This is a genomic window from Streptomonospora sp. PA3, assembly GCF_009728995.1.
Classification (GTDB): domain Bacteria; phylum Actinomycetota; class Actinomycetes; order Streptosporangiales; family Streptosporangiaceae; genus Streptomonospora.
In genome coordinates, this window is sequence record NZ_VTZW01000009.1 from 707,604 (window position 1) to 726,106 (window position 18,503).

Genomic DNA, 18,503 nt, shown 5'->3' on the forward strand with positions numbered 1-18,503 from the left:
GGGGGCCGGGCCCGCGCGGGCCCGGCCCCCTTTTTCGAGTGGGCGGTCAGGACAGCGTGATGCTGTCCAGCTCGGCGTATCCGGTGCCGCCGCCGAAGTTGGGCGAGCCCTTGGCCAGCCGGATGACGTTGTAGCCCTGCTCCAGCGAGACGGTCACGTCGGTGGTGGCGAACTCGCCCCAGCCCGCGGTGGGTGCGTAGGAGACGGTGGACCACGCCCCGCCGTTGTAGGCCAGTCCGTGGGTGGAGGTCGCCCCGGTGCCGTTGGCGTAGCGGATGGTCATCGTGTAGTCGCGGCTCTCGGGCACGTTCACGGTGAAGTCCACGAAGGAGTCCGAGCGCATGTCGGCGTCCCCGTCGATCCGGCCGACGTAGTACCCGTTGGAGGCCCCTCCCGAGGAGAGGGTCTCGGCGTTGGCGACCGTGGCGTTCTCGGCCTCGTAGACCTGCTGCCAGGACGTCGTGGGACCGCCTTCGGGGGTGACCAGGAGCTGGTAGGCGCCCTCGGCGTTCATGTCGTCGACCGGGACGGTGATCGAGCCGCCGTCGACCCGCATCGTCGTGTCGGTCACCAGGGTGGGGGCCGGCACGTGGGTGTGCCGGCCCGAGCCCGGCGTGTAGCGGACCTGCACGTCGACCCGCGGGCCGAACGAGCCGAGTCCCTCGACCCGGACGGTGTTGTCGCCCCAGTCCCCGCCGAACACCGTGTTGACGATCTGCCTGCTGGAGTCGTAGGAGGCGACGCCGTCGATCCAGCTCTCCGGCGTGGTCTCGACGACGGTGCCGGTCATGGCCCCATACCAGCGGTACACCCAGTACGACGCGGTAGGCCGGTCGTCCAGGGTGAACAGCCCGTCGAACGTGCCGGCCTCGTACCAGAACGCGCGGTGGGCCTCGCGCGCGCCGTGGCGCTCGAACACGCTGATCCAGTGCACGGCCACGCTGGGGATGTCCATCTGGTTCCTGCTGTTGTACTCGTTGATCGCGATGGGGCGCGGCGAGACGCCCAGCTGCTCCTCGATCGCCCGGTAGTCGGCGACGTGGTCGTCGAAGGAGTCCCAGTCCATGTCGCCCAGCTCGTGCCAGACGATGACATCGGGCAGGGTGCCGGTGTCGCGGGCGTGCCGCATGAACTCCAGCATCCGGTCGTGGTCGTAGGTCGCCCAGCTGGGGCCGACGATGGGGGTGACGCCGTCCCGGGACCGCACGAGCCGGTAGGTGCGGGTCCAGCCGTCGAGGAAGGAGCCGGCCGCCTCGGTGTCCCAGGTCCAGTCGGGTTCGTTCCACAGTTCGTAGCCGTGGATGTTGGTGGTGCCGGTCGCGGCCAGCCGCTTGTCGACGATCGTGGTGACCTTCTGCTCCCAGTCGCTCCAGCCCTCCCACTGGTAGGGGAAGGAGGGGTAGATGTCCGGGAGGCGGATGAACTGCTTGGCGCCGGCCTGCGTGATGTTGCGGCCCACTTCGAGGGCGCCGCAGCACGGTTCGGTGGCGCCGTTGGGGAGGTGGGTGGTGCCGGGCGGGGGCTGGGTGAAGCTCGTGGGGTTCAGCGGCAGCAGCATGTCGGTGCTCGGCTGCGTGTCGGAGCCGACGCCGTAGAGGCCGCCCGAGGCGACCTGGGTCGCCGGGCGCACGACCTGGCCCACGTCGACGGTCAGGGTCAGGCCCGCGGCGGAGGCCGGGGCCGCCGGACCGGCCGTGACGGTGCCGGCGGCGAGGGCGAGGACGGACAGGCGGGTCAGCGTTCGATGGGCGGTGCGACGCATGGTGTGACTCCTTGCCGGACGTTGTGTCGCATTGCTGTGACTCCCCGTATGCAATCCCCGTACTGGAAACGAACCGGTTCGACGAATCCTGTCGGCCGCAGACGCTAGTTTCGAACGCTGTTCGCCACAAGCCCTCTTCTGCTCCGAGGTTTTTATCAGGGGAAATGTGTCTGTGCAGGGTTTACGTCCGTGGCGCGCACGGTTAAGGTTCGAACCGGTTCGCAGGAGCAAGGGAGTAAGCCATGGTCACCATCGGGGACGTCGCCCACGCCGCGGGTGTGGCGCGCTCGACCGCCTCCTACGCCCTCAGCGGCAGGCGTGCCGTCTCCGACGAGGTGCGCGAGCGGGTCCGGCAGGCGGCGCGCGAGCTGGGCTATGCCCCCAACGCCGGAGCCCGCGCGCTGGCCACCTCCCAGACCAGGGTGATCGGGCTGCTCGCGCAGTTCATGCCCGACGAGTTCGCGCCGGCCATGCTGCAGTACATCCAGGGCGTCGCGAACACCGCTCGCGACTCCGGGTACGACATCCTGCTCAGCTCGGATCCGGAGGGGCCCGCGGCGCTCAAACGCATCACCGACTCGCGCATGGTCGACGGCGTCGTCCTGCTCAACGTCGCCGAGCACGACGACCGCCTGCCCGTGCTGCGTGCCGCGCCCCAGCCCGGCGCGCTCGTGGGCCTGCCCGGCGACTGCACCGGCGTGGACGTGTTCGACCTGGACTTCGAGGAGTCGGGCCGGACCATGGTCGCCCACCTGCACGCCCGCGGACACCGCGAACTCATCCTCGTCTCGCAACCCGAGCACGTCATCGAGCGCGGCGGAGCCTACGTCTGGCGCCTGCAGAACGCGGCGCTGGAGACCGCCGCCGCCCGCGGCATCACCCTGCACGCGGTCTTCGGCTCCTCGGCCCAGCCCGAGATCGGGCGCGAGCTGCACGCCCTGCTGGACGCCCATCCGCACGCCACGGGCCTGCTGCTGAACAACGAGGCCGCCGCGGCGGCCCTGCCCACCGTTCTGCACGAACGGAACCTGTCGGCACCCGACGACCTGTCGGTGATCGGGCGCTACTCCGACGAGTTCGCCCGGACCTTCTCGCTGCCGTTCTCCTCGATCGAGAGCGCCCCCGACCGGCTCGGGCGCATGGCCGTGCGCCAGCTCGTGCGCCGCATCGAGGGGGAGGTCGCCGCCGACGCCCCCTACGTGGTGCGGTTCGTCTCGCCGGATCTGGTGGACCGGGGCAGCACCGCCCCGCCGCCCGCGGACTGACCGCGCCTGTTCCCGGGCGGCCGCGCCGCCGCCGGGATTCGTTCAGGAAGGAACCCCCCCATGCACCACACCAGACGCACACCCGCCGCCCGCACCGTGTCGGCGGGCATCGTCGCCGCATCGGTCGTGCTGGCCACCGCGTGCTCCTCGGGCGGCGGCGCCGGCGCCGCCGGCGGCCAGGACGCCGAAACCTACACCTGGTGGGACCCCTACCCGCAGCACACCGAGGGTTCCGCCTGGGCCGAGCGCGTCAGCGCCTGCGGCGAGAAGGCCGGCGTGCAGATCAAGCGCACGCCCTCCGACACGACCGACTTGACCAACCGGGCGCTGCTGGCCGCCCAGGAGGGCACGAGCCCCGACATCATCCTGCTCGACAACCCCGCGGTGCCCACGCTGGCCGACACCGGCATGCTCGCCACCGTCGGCGAACTCGGCCTGGAGGTGGGCGAGGTCGACGAGAACCTCCTGGCGCCGGGCGTCGTGGACGGCAAGACCTACGGCATCCCGATCGGCGCCAACACGCTGGCCATCTACTACAACGCCGAGATCCTCCAGGACGCCGGCGTCGACCCCGAGTCGGTCACCGACTGGGCGTCGCTGACGGAGGCGCTGGACAAGGTCACCGGCAACGGCGACAAGGGCATCACCTTCGCCGCCATCGGCACCGAGGAGGGCTCCTTCCAGTTCCTCCCGTGGTTCTGGGGCTCCGGAGCCGACCTGCGCGACCTCGACTCGCCCGATGCGGTCGAGGCGCTGGAGCTGTGGAACGGCTGGCTGAAGAAGGGCTACGCCCCCGACTCGGTGCTGACCAACTCCCAGAACACGACCTGGGAGGAGTTCCTGACCGGCGAGTTCGCCTTCGGCGTCAACGGCACCTGGCAGGTCAACAGCGCCGCCGAGGCCGGTTTCGAGACCGGCGTCATCCAGATCCCGGCCCAGGACGGGGGAGTGGCCCCCGCGCCCACCGGCGGCGAGTTCATCGTCGCCCCGCTGCAGACGGAGTCCGACCGCTACGACGTCACCCGTCAGATCGTGGAGTGCATGACCACGCCCAAGGGCTTCGTCGAGACCGCCACCACGTTCGCCTACTACATACCGCCGACGGCCGAGGGCCAGGAGGCGCTGCTGGAGCAGGAGCCCGACCTCGAACCGTGGGTCCAGGCGGTGCGCGACGCCAAGGGCCGCACGAGCGACAACCTCGGCACCGACTACCCGAAGATCTCCGAGCCGCTGTGGACCGCGGTGCAGAAGGCGCTGTCCGGGTCGGCCGCACCCGCCGAGGCCCTCAAGCAGGCCCAGGCCGACGCCCAGGCCGCGACCGGCGAGTGACGAGGAGTCCTGCCCTCATGACCACGACCTCGGTCGAAGCGGCGGGGCGTGCGTCCGGCGGCGGTGCGGCGGGCCGGGCGCCCGCCGCACCGGGCGGGCGCGCACGCCGACGGTTCCCCGGACGGCCGCAGCAGTGGAGCGCGATCGGCTTCTCCGCGCCCCTGCTGGTCTACCTGGCGGCGTTCTACGCCTACCCGCTGTGGCGCAACATCGAGCTGAGCCTGCACGACTACACCGTGCGGGCCTTCGTGCAGGGCGACCCGGAGTTCGTCGGGTTCGCCAACCACACCGAGGTGTTCACCTCCGGCACCTTCGGCACCGCCCTGGTCAACACGGCGCTGTTCACCTTCGTCTCGATCGCGTTCCAGTACGCGATCGGGCTGGCGCTGGCGGTGTTCTTCCGCGACAACTTCCGGCTGTCGGGCGTGCTGCGCGCACTGTTCCTCGTGCCGTGGCTGCTGCCGCTGATCGTCTCCTCCTCGACGTGGGCGTGGATGCTCAACAGCGAGAACGGGATCGTGAACTCGGTCGTCGAGGCGTTCGGCGGGCCGCAGATCAACTGGCTGACCTCGCCCGAAACCGCCCTGATCTCGGTGATCATCGCCAACATCTGGCTGGGCATCCCGTTCAACCTGGTGATCCTGTACTCCGGCCTGCAGCAGATCCCCGCCGACCTCTACGAGGCGGCCTCCCTGGACGGGGCCACGGCCTGGCAGCGGTTCCGGCACATCACGCTGCCGCTGCTGCGTCCGGTCACCGCGATCACCCTGCTGCTCGGCTTCATCTACACACTCAAAGTGGTCGACGTCGTATGGATCATGACGACCGGCGGGCCGGGCGACGCGTCGCTCATCCTCGCCGTGTGGTCCTACCGCGAGGCGTTCGGCACCGGCCAGCCGGAGTTCTCCCCGGCCGCCGCGATCGGCAACCTGCTGATCGTCATCGCGCTCGTGTTCGGATTCGTCCATCTGCGGACGCAGCGTTACCGGGAGAGATCATGACCGCCCGCCCCTGGTGGAAGACGGCGCTCGGCGCGCTGCTGACCGCGTTCATGCTGTTCCCCGTCTACTGGATGGTGAACGTGTCGCTGACGCGGACCGCGGATCTGCGCGGCACCCCGCGCTGGTTCCCCACCGCCCCGACCTTCGAGGGCTACACCGCCGCACTGGGTCAGCAGCTGCCGGCGCTGGGCACCAGCCTGGTCATCGGATTCGGCTGTGTGGCCCTCACCGTCGTGATCGCCGCGCCGGCCGGCTACGCGCTCGCGATCCTGAACCTGCGCGGCGGTCGCACGCTGAGCTTCCTGCTGCTGGTCGCGCAGATGATCCCGGCGGTCGTCATGGCGATGGGCTTCTACGCCGTCTACGTGCGCCTGGGCCTGCTCAACACGGTCTGGGGGCTGATCGTGGCCGATTCGACGATCGCGGTCCCCTTCGGCGTGCTGCTGTACTCGACGTTCATGGCGGGCATCCCGCGCGAACTCGTCCAGGCCGCGCGCATCGACGGCGCCGGGACCTGGCGCATCTTCGGCTCGATCGTGCTGCCGGTGAGCAGGAACTCCACCGTGACCGTGTCGCTGTTCGCGTTCCTGTGGGCGTGGTCGGACTTCATCTTCGCCTCCACCCTCAACCGAGCGGGCGAGTTCATCCCCATCACCCTCGGCATCTACCAGTACATCGGCAACAACACCACCCAGTGGAACGCGATCATGGCCACGGCCGTGGTGGCGTCACTGCCCGCGGCGATCCTGCTGGTCGTCGCGCAACGCTACGTGGCCGCCGGAGTCACCGCCGGCGCCGTGAAGGACTGACACGTGGACAACGACACCCGCTCCCGCGTCGTTCCGGTCGCCCCCGCCGCCGGCCCGCGCCGCGGAATCGGACTGGACGAACTGCACCTGGCCGACGGCTTCTGGCGACGGATGCAGCGGACGAACACCCGCACCACCCTGCGCCACTGCCTCGACTGGATGGAGCACCTGGGCTGGACCGCCAACTTCGACCGGGTCGCTCAGGGCGCGACCGGCGGACCCCGGCCGGGGTGGCAGTTCTCCGACTCGGAGATCTACAAGCTGCTGGAGGCCCTGGCCTGGGAATACGGCCGTACGGGCGAGGGCTGGGCGAACGAGGTGCTGGAGTCGCTCGTCGACCGCATCGCCGCGGCGCAGGACGACGACGGCTACCTCAACACCTGCTTCGGACACGGCGGCCGGCCGCCCCGCTACACCGACCTCGAATCCGGGCACGAGCTGTACTGCACGGGCCACCTGCTGCAGGCGGCCGTCGCCCGAGTGCGGACCGCCGGCCCGGACAAGCTCGTGGAGATCGCCCGCCGCGCCGCCGATCACGTCTGCCGCGAGTTCGGTCCCCAGGGCCGCGCGGGCCTGTGCGGGCATCCCGAGATAGAGCTGGGGCTGGCCGAGCTGGGGCGCGCGCTGGACGAACCGCGCTACACCGAGCAGGCGCGGCTGTTCGTCGAACGGCGCGGGCACGGCAGCCTGCGCCCCATCGCGCTGCTCGACGCCTCTTACTTCCAGGACGACGTCCCCGTGCGCGAGGCCGCGGTGTGGCGCGGCCACGCGGTGCGGGCGCTGTACCTGGCCGCCGGAGCCGCCGACGTCGCCGCGGACACAGGCGACACGGGGCTGCTGGAGGCCCTTGAGCGGCAGTGGGAGCGCACCGTGGAGCGGCGCACGTACCTGACCGGCGGAATGGGGTCGCGGCACCAGGACGAGGGGTTCGGGGAGGACTGGGAGCTGCCGCCCGACCGCGCCTACTGCGAGACGTGTGCGGGCATCGCCTCGATCATGGTCTCGTGGCGGCTCTACCTCGCCACCGGCGAGGTCCGCTACGCCGACCTCATGGAGCGCACCCTCTACAACGTGGTCGCCGCCTCGCCGGGCCCGGACGGCCGCGCCTTCTTCTACGCCAACCCGCTGCATCAGCGCACGGCCGCGGTCGGCATCCGGCCGGACCGGGTGAACCCCCGCGCCGAGGGCGGGGTGCGCGCGCCCTGGTTCGAGGTCTCGTGCTGCCCGACCAACCTGGCCCGCACCCTCGCCGGCTGGCAGGGCTACGCCGCCTCCGTCGAGGGCGACACCGTGTCGCTGCTGCAGTACGCCGCCGGTGAGCTGCGCACGGCCCTGGACGGCGGCGCCCTCGCCCTGCGCATCAGCACGGGCTACCCCTACGACGGGGCGGTGCGCATCGAGGTCGTCGAGGCGCCCGAGCGGGAGGTTCGGCTGCGGCTGCGGGTGCCGCACTGGGCGCACGGCGCCACGCTGACCGATCGAGCGGGTGAACGGGGCGTGGCACCGGGCTGGGCGCACGTGCGCGGTGTCCTCGCCCCGGGATCGGTCCTCCGCCTTCAGCTGCCGGTGGAACCCCGGTTGACCTGGCCGGACCCCCGCATCGACGCGGTGCGCGGCTGCGTCGCCGTCGAGCGGGGGCCGCTCGTGCTGTGCGCGGAGTCGGTCGACCTGCCGCGGTCGTGGTCGCTGGATGCCGTCCGCATCGACACCGCGCACCCGCCGCGGGCCGACGGGGACGGCGCCGTCGTGCGGATGACCGCGCTGCGGCCGCCGCCGACCCCGCCGGGCGCCGCCGGGTACCCGCCGTACCGGTCGTCGGCGGCACCGCAGCAGGAGAGCACCGCGCCCGCGTGGCGCGAGGTGCCCCTCGTCCCCTACCACCGGTGGGCGCAGCGGGGGAGCTCGGCGATGCGGGTGTTCCTCCCCGCGGCGCCGGACCGCTCGGGAAGCGACCGCTGACCGCGGCAGCCGCTCCCGCGACGGAACGGGTGTCGACGGGTGATCGGACCCCCCTATCTCGTCGGTCGCCGGCCGGGCAGGTTGGTTCCGTACCCGTGGTGCTCGACCGCGCCACAGACCCGAGGAGCACAGACGGAGTTCCCCGTGACGAAAGAACCCCCGCAAGCCCCGTCCATGTCGCGTGAGGACCGCAAGGTCCTCGCGAGCACGCTCGCCGGCACCACGATCGAGTGGTACGACTTCTTCATCTACGCCCAGGCCGCGGGCCTGGTGTTCGCGCCGCGCTTCTTCGCCCCGGTGAACGAGCAGGCCCCCGGACTGGCGACGCTCATCTCGCTGGCCACGATCGGTATCAGCTTCCTGTTCCGCCCTCTCGGCGCGATCCTCGCGGGCCGGTTCGGCGACCGGCTGGGCCGCAAGCGCATGCTCGTGCTGACCCTGCTCCTCATGGGAGCGGCGACCACGCTCATCGGGCTGCTCCCGACCTACGCGCAGATCGGCGCGGCCGCACCGGTCGTCCTCATCCTGCTGCGCATCCTGCAGGGCTTCTCCGCGGGCGGCGAATGGGGCGGCGCCGCCCTGCTCTCCGTGGAGCACGCGCCGCGCGGTCGCCGGGGCCTGTTCGGCGCCTTCCCCCAGATCGGCGTGCCGATCGGGCTGATCATGGCGACCGGGGTGCTGTGGCTCATGAGTACGCTCACCACCCCGGCGCAGTTCGAGGCGTGGGGATGGCGGGTGCCCTTCCTGCTGTCGGTGGCGCTGATCGTCATCGGCTACCTGGTGCGCCGGGCCGTGGAGGAGAGCCCGGTGTTCCAGGAGTTGCAGCAGCGCACGAAGACCTCATCGGCGCCGCTGCGCGACCTCTTCCGCGGCAACACCAGGAACGTGGTGCTCACCGCGCTGATCTTCGTGGCCAACAACGCGGCGGGGTATCTCCTCATCGCCTACTTCATCAGCTACGGCACCGGCGCGCTGGGGCTGTCCCGGTCCTCGGTCCTGCTCGCGACGGTCGCCGGGGCGGGGAGCTGGCTGGTCTTCACGCTGTACGGCGGGGTGCTCTCCGACCGGATCGGGCGGGTGCGCACCTTCCAGATCGGCTACGCGGCGGTGTTCGCGTGGATGATCCCGCTCTTCCTGCTGATGGAGACCGGCAGCATCTGGCTGTTCACCGCGGCGGTCCTCGTCCTGACCGTCGGCCTGGGGCTGTCCTACGGGCCGATGTCGGCCATGTACGCCGAGATGTTCCCCGCTTCGGTGCGGTACTCCGGCGTCGCGATCGGCTACGCGCTCGGCGCCATCCTGGGCGGGGCGTTCGCCCCCACGATCGCGGAGGCCCTGGTGCAGAGCACCGGAACCGCGTTCTCCATCGGGGCCTACATCATGGCGTTGTGCGTGATCTCCCTGGCGGCCGTCACCGCGGTCGAGGAGCCCGGAGGCGTCGACCTGGGGGTCACCCGACCCGCCGCCTGAGCAAGGAGTCCGCGCTCCGCCCGGCGGTCGAAGGGCTCCCGTCCCGGGAACCGCCGGGCGAAGCCGCCTGGACGGCTTCGCCCCCACCTCGGGTTTCGTGGTCTTCGCCGCCGTGTGCACCCGCCTCGGGTGATCCGCAGCCGGCGGCGATCGGGCCGCACAGCCCGGTTCCCGGCGGCCGCGGCCGCCGGGAACCGCTGACCCTGGACGCCTCAGTCGTCGCAGCAGGAGCAGTCGGGCCCGCAGCCGCAGGAGTCGCCGTCGGACCCGGTCTGCGGATCGGCGCCGACGGCGACGGCCATGCCGCCGGGGGCGCAGCAGTTGTCGCCCTTCCAGGCCTCCCGGCCCTCCTTGACGGCGACGGCGGCGATGAACAGGGCCACCAGCGGGTCGGCCCAGGCCCAGCCGAACAGGGCGTTGGCCAGCAGCCCGACCAGCAGGGCCGCGGACAGGTAGGTGCACAGCAGGGTCTGCTTGGAGTCGGCCACCGCCGAGGCCGAGGAGAGTTCGCGGCCGGTGCGGCGCTGGGCCAGCGACAGGACCGGCATGACGACCACCGACAGCGCCGCCAGCACGATGCCGGGCACCGAGGTCTCGGCCTCGCCCGCACCGATCAGGGAGCGCACCGCTTCGAATGCGACGTAGGCGGCCAGCGCGAAGAACGAGACCGCGATGATGCGCAGCGCCCGGCGTTCGCGGGCCTGGCGCACATCGGCCTCGCGCGCGGAGAACTGCCAGGCCACCGCGGCGGCGGAGGAGACCTCGATGACCGAGTCGAGGCCGAAGCCGATCAGCGCCGCGGAGGAGGCGAGCGCTCCGGCGGTGATGGCCACGACGGCCTCGACCGCGTTGTAGGCGATGGTGGCGGCCACGAGCAGGCGCACCCGCCGGGTCAGCACCGCCTTGCGCCGCTCGGAGACGTGCGGGGTGATCCGGAAGGCCATCAGCAGCAGTCCTTCTCCTCGGCCTCGGCGCAGCTGTTGTCGTCGGCCACCGCCAGCACCGCCGAGCGCAGGTCGTCGATGGCGTGGCCCAGCCGGGCATCGGCGATCTCATAGCGCACCCGCCGCCCCACCGGGACCGCGACCACGAGCCCGCAGTCGCGCAGGCAGGCGAGGTGGTTGGAGAGCCGCGTGCGGCTGATGCCCAGGGAATCGGCGAGATCGGCCGGGTGGGCCGGTGCCTGGCGCAGCAGCAGCAGGATCCGGCACCGGATCGGATCGGCCAGGGCCCGGCCGAAGCGGGAGAGGGCGTCGATGTCGGTGGCGAGGGTCAGCATGAACCCGACGATACAAGAATCCGTGGATCCTCGGAAGTGTGGATCCATGGTTCCGTGTCGCGAACCGGAGGCGGCCCTTGCGGTCGACCGGCGCCGACCCGAGGCTCGATCGGCGGCCGAGTGTCTTAGCCGACCGCTACGGTGCGGGAGAACAGTGGCCGACAGCACGGACAGCACGGACAGCGCGGAGCGGCTCGATCGGGCGTTCGGCACCGGCCGACCCCATCCGGCGCGACCGGGTGACCCGGCCGGCCTGACAGGGAGGACCAGAGATGACATCTACGCCCACGAGCCCGGCCCAGCGGCACGCCCACGACGCGGCCCGATTCACCGACCTGGTCGAGTCCGCCTCGGCCGGGGACTGGGCACGGCTCAGCCCGGTCGCGGAGTGGACGGCTCTGGACATCGTGAAGCACCTGGTCGAATGGTCCCGCGGCTTCCTCGGCGGAGCGGGAATCGAGCTCGGCGAGCTGGACGTCGCCGCCGAACCGGCCGCTGCCTGGAAGCGGCACACCACCGAAATCCAAGCCGTCCTCGACGACCCCGCCGGGCGGATGCTCAGCAATCCGCACACCGGCGACAAGCCCGTGGACGAGGCGATCGACGAGTTCTACACACCCGATGTCTGGATGCACTCCTGGGACCTCGCCAAGGCGCTCGGCCGCGAGCCCGACCTCGGCGAGGAACGCGCCGCCGCCGCGCTGGCGGCCATGCAGCGGGTAGAACGGATGCTGCGCGACAGCGGCCAGTTCGGTCCCGCGGTCCCCGTCGCCCCGACGGCCTCGGCGCAAGACAAACTCATGGCCTTCATCGGCCGCGACCCGACCTGGCACGCCTGACCCCCGCGGACGCATGGCCGCGCAGCGGAACGGGCGGCCACAGCAAGGCGCCGACGGCGCACCCCGCGCGGGGGATGGCGACTCCGCCGACGTGCTCCATGACGCAGAGAGCGAGGACGAGAGCGCGTTCAATCGGGATTCGGCCCCGCGCCCACGCCAGCAGCCCCTTTAGCTTTGTTGTATCTCCGGACTTCCCTATGCCGAAGGCTCCCACAAGGCAGTGCGCGGATTCCAGGTCCCAGCGGCGGTCCCGTCCAGCAGTGGGTCGAGGAAGGGCGCTGCTATTGCGAGGGCCCCGTCCAGGGTGGCTGTCGGCAGGAGCGCCACGGCGCGGCGGGCTTCGGCGGCGAAGCCGCGTTCCCACAGTTGGCGGTCGGGCACCGTGAAACGCGGGGGAAGCGTGAGGCCCCGGCGTTGGGCCTCGGATCGCAGGGCGTCGAGTTGGATGTCGGCGGCGACGTATTGGCTGCCGATGACGGAGAGCATGTCGACGAGGTCTTTGAAGCGGGTGGAGGGGCGCTGTTCCGACCCGTGCCGTTCGAGAATGGCACAGGTCTTGTCCGCGATGTGGTCCGCAAGCGGGTAGACCCGGTAGCCGGGGCGGTCCAGGCCGGGGATAGCGACCGCGGGCAATGGTGGGACGTCCTCCGGGGAGCCGGTCATGCGGATGTCCTCCGCGACCACGTCGACGTGGAAGCGCACCCATTCGGTGGTTCCGATCCGGGCGGTCGTCGGTATCCGAACACCGTTGGCGCCGTCGGAGACCGGGGTCGCGCCGCCCGTTTCGAATATGAACCAGTCCCCGAGATCGAGGGCGGCGGCTCGCCGGAGGTCGTGTTCTGCCTGTCCGCGGTCGCCGGGCCGGTAGACGTCGATGTCCACGGTGCGGCGGACGGCGAGTTCGCGGGCGAGGAGCGCTGTGGCTCCTTTGACGATCCATTCGCTGTCGAGGTGGTAGAGCCGTGCGAGTAGGCGGTCGTAGGCGAACTGGCGCTGCAGTTCGGCCAGTGGCCACGCACCGTTGGGTTTGGCGGCTGCGCGCAGGCGCTCGGTCAGGGCGCGGCGGAACGCTGCCGGAGTGGTGTAAGGGAGGGTCACGGCGGCGGTGTGCTGCCTTCCTGATCGAGCGTTGCGTCGAGCCAGTCGCGCCGTTCCGGGGCACCGACGAGGTCGAGGAGCCAGCGCAGCAGTGCGGCTCCGTCTCTGCGGCGCAGTCCGAAGCGCGCGGCGTGCGGGGCCAGAGCTTGGGCGACGGTGGTCGGGTGTTCGTGGCCGACTCTGAGCGCGTCGGTAAGGACGTGTCCGACGGCGCCGGGGTCCTCGTTATCGGTGAGCAGGTCGGCTGCGGTGCGGGCAGGTCGAGTGACCGGTAGGCCCCGTAGAACGGTGTGTTCGTCGTCGGTCAGGCGGGCGCGGTGCAGGCGGACGTCGGGGCGCCGGGTCTGGCGGCGGGTTGGCAGGACGAACTCGTGGAGGTCGGCGGGGAGATGTCCCAGCTCGTAGAGGGAAGCCGCTGAACGGTGGGAGACCACGCCGGTGTCGGCGGTGCGTTCCCAGGCGGGAACGGCGGGTGCGAGTTGCAGCCAGGCGGCGCGCAGGTCGAGGTGGTCTGTGGGCGGGGCGCCGCGCAGGCGGTAGACCCCGTGGGCGACGCGTTGTGCGGTGGTCTCGTCGGTGGCCATGCGCGACAGGGTGCTCCAGGCCATCCCGGTGGACTCGGCCTGGCGCCGGGTGAAGAGCCCCCACTGTTCTTCGGCCAGGTCCGCTAGAGGCGCGATGGCTGGCGAGCGGTGCATGACTGCATTCTATAGCCTTAGTGCGTCGCATTGCAGGTTCTCGGGTAAGAGAGCTGCGGAACATCCGGGGGAGCTATAGAACGCAGTTGCGGTCTGGGCCGGGCATACCCGCTGGGATTCGCGCCGGCGCAGACACTTCTGCGGCGGCGCTTGGCCGGCCGCTCCCCGCACTACCGAGAGCCGCCGCGGCGGGAGACGCTAGCCGGAGAGCGTATTCGTGCAGGTGAGGGGGAGCCATGCCTCGGTTTGCGTTGGCAGGGCGGGTATCGACGGACCAGGTCTGGAACGAGCAGTCCAAGTCCGAACGGTTCCTCGACGTCCACAACGTGGGGCTGGGTACGCGGACCGTGTCGCGGTGGAACCCGGACGAGAAATGGATCTACTCACAGCAGACAGCCCATCCGGCGATCGTGAGCGGAGCCGAGTTCCGCGCCGCCCCCAGACCACCCCGGCCGTACGCGGTCGGCCGCGCACTTACCTGTTGCGCGGTCTCTTGCGGTGCGGGTTGTGCGGTCGGGCGATGGAGGGTGCGTGGAACAACGGGCGGGCCAACTACCGCTGCAGGCCTGGCACGCCCGGGAGCACGTGGTCGATGGAAAGATGCGCAACGTCTTCGTCCGGGAGGACGCCGTCACCGCCCACCTCGGGACGTTCCTGGTCCGCTTCCTGGCGCGGCCGGGTGTCCCTTTCGAGGAAGTCGACGTCCCCCACGAGTCGGCCGCGCTGGTCTCCGCGTGCCGTGACCGGGGACTGACGTTCACCTACGAGCCCATGGAGCGGGCACTGAGCACACCAGACGGCGCCGAGGAAATCGTGATCCGCCTGTGAGCCTTCCAACGCATCGGCACCACACGAACCACGCTGAGACGACCCCCCATGGAAGGTTGTGCAGTATGGCTGGATACTGAGCGCATCCAGATCACATGGGACAAAGAAAATCCCAGGACACCAGGACCTGGGATTACGTCACCATGCAACTTTATGCGGTCTCATGCATACCTAAGTGTCCGAGGGGGGACTTGAACCCCCATGCCCTAAACGGGCACTAGCACCTCAAGCTAGCGCGTCTACCTATTCCGCCACCCGGACGTAGCGGCCCTGCGCGTGGTGCGCGGGCTGGGTTAACCATAGCAAAGGTCTGGGACCGGTCGGACATCGTTTCCCGGGGCGGGGGGAGCATGGAAGGGTCGGGTCAAGCGTCTGGTGGAGAGGAGTGGTCCGCGTCATGGCGGGTGTCGGTGATGGGGCGAGTGCGGCCGAGCGTGAGGTCGTGGACCTCTGCCGGGAGCTCATCGCGATCGATACGTCCAACTACGGCGACCACTCGGGTCCCGGGGAGCGGGCGGCGGCCGAGTACGTGGCCGGGAAGCTCGACGAGGTCGGGGTGGAGCCGGCTCTGTACGAGTCCCACCCCGGGCGCACCAGCGTGGTGGCGCGCATCCCCGGGGAGGATCCCGGGCGCGCGCCGCTGCTGGTCCACGGGCATCTGGACGTGGTTCCGGCCGACGCCGCGGATTGGACGCACGATCCCTTCGGCGGCGAGATCGTCGACGGGTGCGTCTGGGGGCGCGGCGCCGTGGACATGAAGGACATGGACGCCATGGTCCTGGCCGTGCTGCGCGAGCGCATGCGCGAGGGCCGCCGGCCGCCGCGCGACATCGTGCTGGCCTTCCTCGCCGACGAGGAGGCCGGCGGCACCTGGGGCGCACGCTGGCTGGTCGACCAGCACCCCGGCCTGTTCGCCGACTGCAGCGAGGCGATCAGCGAGGTCGGCGGATTCAGCGTCACAGTGGGCGAGAACCGGCGGCTGTACCTGGTCGAGACCGCGGAGAAGGGCATCGCCTGGATGCGGCTGGTGGCGCGCGGCACCGCCGGGCACGGGTCGATGACCAACGACGACAACGCCGTCACCGAGCTCGCCGAGGCGGTCGCGCGGCTCGGGCGGCACCGGTTCCCCGTGCGCCTGACCAAGACCGTGCGCACCTTCCTGGAGGAGGTCTGCGCCGAGTTCGGCATCGAGTTCGACGAGAACGACGTGGAGGACACGGTCGCCCGCCTGGGCTCGGTGGCCACCATGATCGGCGCCACGCTGCGCCACACCGTCAACCCGACGGTGCTGGACGGCGGCTACAAGGCCAACGTCATCCCCGGCACGGCCACGGCCCAGGTCGACGGCCGGTTCCTGCCGGGCCTGGAGGAGGAGTACTTCGCCGAGATCGACCGGCTCCTCGGCCCCAAGGTGCGCCGCGAGTTCATCCACCACCTGCCCTCGGTGGAGACCGAGTTCGAGGGCGGGATCGTCACCGCGATGTCGGAAGCGCTGCTGGCCGAGGACCCCGGCGCCAAGGCCGTGCCCTACTGCCTGTCGGGCGGCACCGACGCCAAGAGCTTCCAGAGCCTGGGCATCCGCAACTACGGGTTCGCGCCGCTGCGGCTCCCCCCGGAGCTGAACTTCGCCGGGATGTTCCACGGTGTCGACGAGCGCGTGCCGATCGACGGCCTGCGGTTCGGCGTCCGGGTCCTCGACAGGTTTATCGGGATGAGCTGACCGGGGCACGCCCCCGCGCCCCGCAGTCCCCGCCCCCCGGACGGCCCGGTCGGCGCCGACCGCCGACCGCCGCCCCGGCGGGGCACCCCCTTCGCCCGGTTTTGCGGCACCTTGGCGGGCCCGTGACCGCCCGACCGGGAAAAATCCTCGGCGGGTTCCCGGTTTCACCGCTTCCCATCGCCCTCGGTGATGTTACGGTGACTTTCGGTTCGCAGGGCTTCGGCTTTGCGGATCGCCCTGGTGGCGGGCCGAGCCACACCCGTACCGGAGTTCGTCGAAGGGCTGTCCATGGTGCTCGCAGGTCGCACGAGGCGGGTCCGCCCCGCTCGCGCGCGCTGCCGCTCCATGGCGCGTGTCCTGCGCCGGGCGGGTGTGCTGACGGGCCTCGCCGCCGCGGGATGGCTCCTGGGTCAGGCGCCCGCGGCGGCCGACGAGCTTCCCGGCCCGGGCCTCGCGCCCGTCGCCGAGGTCGCCTCCGAGGCCGGCGCGGACATCGCCGAGGCCGGCATCGGCCGGTCCGACCTCGCCGCCACCGGCGACGGCGCCGCAGACGCGGGAGACGCCGCCACCGGCGGCACCACCGCCCAGGAGGTCGGGCGCATCGCCAAGACCGCGCCCGAGTCCGCCGCCGGAGCCCTGGCCGACGCCGCAGAACCCGGACGTGCCGCCGCAGAGACCGGTCTTCCGGCGCTCGCCCCGGCGGCCGAGTCCCGCGGCGTCACCGAGGCCGCGGAGGCCGCCGGAGCCGGTGCTCGCGGCGTCGTGCGGACCACCGCGCAGGGCACCGGAGAGGTACTCACCGACACCGTGCGCGCCGGCCGCGAAGCCGGACGCGAGGTCGGCGGGTTCGCCGACGCGTCGCTCGGCGACTCCCGGCTCGCCGGCGCGGTCTCCGACGGCCTCGCCGACGACGCCGGCCGCCTCCAGGACCACCTGGAGCAGACCATCCAGGAGGGACCGCAGGCCGGGCTCGACGGCGTCGCCGCGACGCTCGTGCCGCCGCGGCCCGACGAGCGGATCGAGGACCCTGTCCGGCCCGAGGCCGCGGACTCCACCAAGCAGGAGTCCGCCGCCGCCAAGGCGGCCGGCTCCGCGCGCTCCGCACCGCAGGCACCGGTCCAAGCACTGGCCGCTGCCGCCGCGGAGGCGGCCCAGGCCGGCTCCGCGCACTCCTCCGGCTCCGCCGACGCGGCCGAGCCGTTGAACGGGTCCGCCTGGCACGACGCCTCCGACTCCACCGGAGCCGTGTCGTCCTCGCCGGTCCCCGGCGCGCCCGCGGGTTTCCTGATGAGCCGCAGCCACACGCTGCGCCTCGTCGCCCAGCGCGTCGCCCTGCCGGACTCCCCGGCCGTGGTCGTCCGCTACACCGCCGACGACCCGTCTTTCTCGCCTGACTAGTACGCGCCGCTCGGGCGTGCCCCTCGCGCACGCCTGACCGCGGCGCGCCCTTCGTGTGCCCGCTGCCGCCGCCGGCGCGCGCCCCGCTCGCGCCCGTTTCGCGGCCCACGGCTTCCGCGCCGCCGCACGCTCTGCCGTTCGACTGACCCGTATCAGCACGACTCTTCGCAAGGAATCGCCTTATGTCCAGGAAAACCACCACGGCGTTCGCCGCCCTCCTGGCGGCCGGATTCTTCTCCGCCGCCCCCATCGCCTACGCCGACACCACGACCAGTGGCAACGGCTCCATCGGCGGCGGAAACCAAGTCATCGCCGACGCCGACGTCCCGATCAACCTGTGCGGCAACGCCGTCGCCGTGCTGGGCACGGCCGGCGCCAAGTGCGAGGGTTCGGGAGCCTCCACCGGCGACTCCGCGGCCTCCGGCGGCGGCGCCTCGGTCTCGGAGTCCGGGGGCGACACCACCACCAGCGGGAACGGTTCGCTGCTCGGCGGCAACCAGGTCGGCGCCGACGCCGACGTCCCGGTGAACGCGTGCGGCAACGCCGTCGGCGTGCTCGGCAACGCCGGAGCCGACTGCGAGAACAAGGACAAGCACACGCCGCCCGACGGCCACGACTCGCCGCCGCCCGAGACGCCCGAGCCGCCCCACAAGCACCCCGAGCCGAGCGGCGAGCCCACGCCCACGCCCGAGGAGCCGCAGCAGCCCGGCGAGCCCACGCCCGCACCGTCGGAGCCGGTGGCGGACACCCCGCCCGCCGACTCCGGCGGCGCGCCGCCCATGACCGAGACGGCCGGCGACCTGCCCCGCACCGGCCTCGGCCTGTTCCCGCTGCTGGCCGCCGCCGGAGGCGCGCTGATCGCGGGCCTGGGCCTGGTGGCGGTCGCCCGGCGCAGGGGCAGGCGCCGGTCCTGACCCGTCCGGCTCCCCGGTCGCCGCGACCGGGGGGCTGACGCGAGCCCCGCGGCCTCGGCCGGGCCGCGGGTCTCACGTCAGCCTCTCCTCAGCCCGAGGGGAGCTGCACGGTGCGCTCCGCCCGTCCGGGCGCC

Annotated in this window: 16 protein-coding genes and 1 tRNA gene; 11 read left to right on the forward strand and 6 right to left on the reverse strand. The window is 71.8% G+C overall.

Features of this window, described 5'->3' with window-relative positions; translation table 11 throughout:
* Positions 1–46: 46 nt before the first annotated feature.
* Positions 47–1,762, reverse strand: a complete 1,716-nt coding sequence (locus FZ103_RS11570; protein ID WP_156000686.1) for a carbohydrate-binding protein — start codon at positions 1,760–1,762, stop codon at positions 47–49.
* A gap of 242 nt (positions 1,763–2,004) precedes the next feature.
* Here FZ103_RS11570 and FZ103_RS11575 point away from each other — a divergent pair, with 242 nt between their 5' ends.
* From FZ103_RS11575 to FZ103_RS11600, 6 genes are all read left to right on the forward strand, one after another.
* Complete coding sequence (locus FZ103_RS11575) at positions 2,005–3,027, forward strand: LacI family DNA-binding transcriptional regulator (RefSeq protein WP_156000687.1); 1,023 nt, start codon at positions 2,005–2,007, stop codon at positions 3,025–3,027.
* 60 nt (positions 3,028–3,087) lie between these two features.
* Positions 3,088–4,356, forward strand: a complete 1,269-nt coding sequence (locus FZ103_RS11580; protein WP_156000688.1) for an extracellular solute-binding protein — start codon at positions 3,088–3,090, stop codon at positions 4,354–4,356.
* Between the two features lie 17 nt (positions 4,357–4,373).
* Positions 4,374–5,357: a carbohydrate ABC transporter permease gene (locus tag FZ103_RS11585; protein WP_156000689.1), complete on the forward strand. Its 984-nt coding sequence runs from the start codon at positions 4,374–4,376 to the stop codon at positions 5,355–5,357.
* Entirely contained in the window at positions 5,354–6,166 is an 813-nt protein-coding gene (locus FZ103_RS11590; protein WP_156000690.1) for a carbohydrate ABC transporter permease, read from the forward strand. Before FZ103_RS11585 ends, FZ103_RS11590 begins: the two co-directional genes overlap by 4 nt.
* Before the next feature lie 3 nt (positions 6,167–6,169).
* Positions 6,170–8,125, forward strand: a complete 1,956-nt coding sequence (locus FZ103_RS11595) for a beta-L-arabinofuranosidase domain-containing protein (RefSeq protein ID WP_186356130.1) — start codon at positions 6,170–6,172, stop codon at positions 8,123–8,125.
* Between the two features lie 174 nt (positions 8,126–8,299).
* A complete protein-coding gene (locus tag FZ103_RS11600) occupies positions 8,300–9,595 on the forward strand; it encodes an MFS transporter (protein ID WP_156001090.1) in 1,296 nt (431 codons plus the stop codon).
* A gap of 212 nt (positions 9,596–9,807) precedes the next feature.
* Here FZ103_RS11600 and FZ103_RS11605 read toward each other — a convergent pair whose 3' ends face one another.
* Positions 9,808–10,539 (reverse strand): cation transporter, encoded by a 732-nt coding sequence (locus tag FZ103_RS11605; RefSeq protein WP_156000691.1) that lies wholly within the window; start codon positions 10,537–10,539, stop codon positions 9,808–9,810.
* Positions 10,539–10,874 carry a helix-turn-helix transcriptional regulator gene (locus tag FZ103_RS11610; RefSeq protein ID WP_156000692.1) on the reverse strand — a complete coding sequence of 112 codons (336 nt, stop codon included), beginning with the start codon at positions 10,872–10,874 and terminating at the stop codon, positions 10,539–10,541. Before FZ103_RS11610 ends, FZ103_RS11605 begins: the two co-directional genes overlap by 1 nt.
* Before the next feature lie 272 nt (positions 10,875–11,146).
* On the opposite strand from FZ103_RS11610, the gene FZ103_RS11615 reads away from it, so the two are divergent.
* Positions 11,147–11,713 carry a maleylpyruvate isomerase family mycothiol-dependent enzyme gene (locus FZ103_RS11615; protein ID WP_156000693.1) on the forward strand — a complete coding sequence of 189 codons (567 nt, stop codon included), beginning with the start codon at positions 11,147–11,149 and terminating at the stop codon, positions 11,711–11,713.
* Between the two features lie 195 nt (positions 11,714–11,908).
* Here FZ103_RS11615 and FZ103_RS11620 read toward each other — a convergent pair whose 3' ends face one another.
* Positions 11,909–12,811, reverse strand: coding sequence for a nucleotidyl transferase AbiEii/AbiGii toxin family protein (locus FZ103_RS11620; RefSeq protein WP_186356131.1), 903 nt, complete (start codon positions 12,809–12,811; stop codon positions 11,909–11,911).
* Positions 12,808–13,509, reverse strand: coding sequence for a type IV toxin-antitoxin system AbiEi family antitoxin domain-containing protein (locus tag FZ103_RS11625; protein ID WP_156000695.1), 702 nt, complete (start codon positions 13,507–13,509; stop codon positions 12,808–12,810). The genes FZ103_RS11620 and FZ103_RS11625 overlap by 4 nt, the downstream gene beginning before the upstream one ends.
* Before the next feature lie 531 nt (positions 13,510–14,040).
* Here FZ103_RS11625 and FZ103_RS11630 point away from each other — a divergent pair.
* A complete protein-coding gene (locus FZ103_RS11630; protein WP_255429885.1) occupies positions 14,041–14,337 on the forward strand; it encodes a hypothetical protein in 297 nt (98 codons plus the stop codon).
* Between the two features lie 176 nt (positions 14,338–14,513).
* On the opposite strand, the gene FZ103_RS11635 is transcribed toward FZ103_RS11630, so the two are convergent.
* Positions 14,514–14,598, reverse strand: a tRNA-Leu gene (locus FZ103_RS11635).
* A 136-nt stretch (positions 14,599–14,734) separates the two neighbouring features.
* Here FZ103_RS11635 and FZ103_RS11640 point away from each other — a divergent pair.
* From FZ103_RS11640 to FZ103_RS11650, 3 genes are all read left to right on the forward strand, one after another.
* Entirely contained in the window at positions 14,735–16,057 is a 1,323-nt protein-coding gene (locus FZ103_RS11640; protein ID WP_156000697.1) for a M20/M25/M40 family metallo-hydrolase, read from the forward strand.
* Between the two features lie 345 nt (positions 16,058–16,402).
* The gene (locus FZ103_RS11645; RefSeq protein ID WP_156000698.1) at positions 16,403–17,455 is read left to right on the forward strand and encodes a hypothetical protein; all 1,053 of its coding nucleotides are present in this window, start codon (positions 16,403–16,405) and stop codon (positions 17,453–17,455) included.
* Between the two features lie 182 nt (positions 17,456–17,637).
* On the forward strand, positions 17,638–18,369 hold the full coding sequence (locus FZ103_RS11650) for a chaplin family protein (protein WP_156000699.1): 732 nt from the start codon (positions 17,638–17,640) through the stop codon (positions 18,367–18,369).
* Positions 18,370–18,503: the final 134 nt, after the last annotated feature.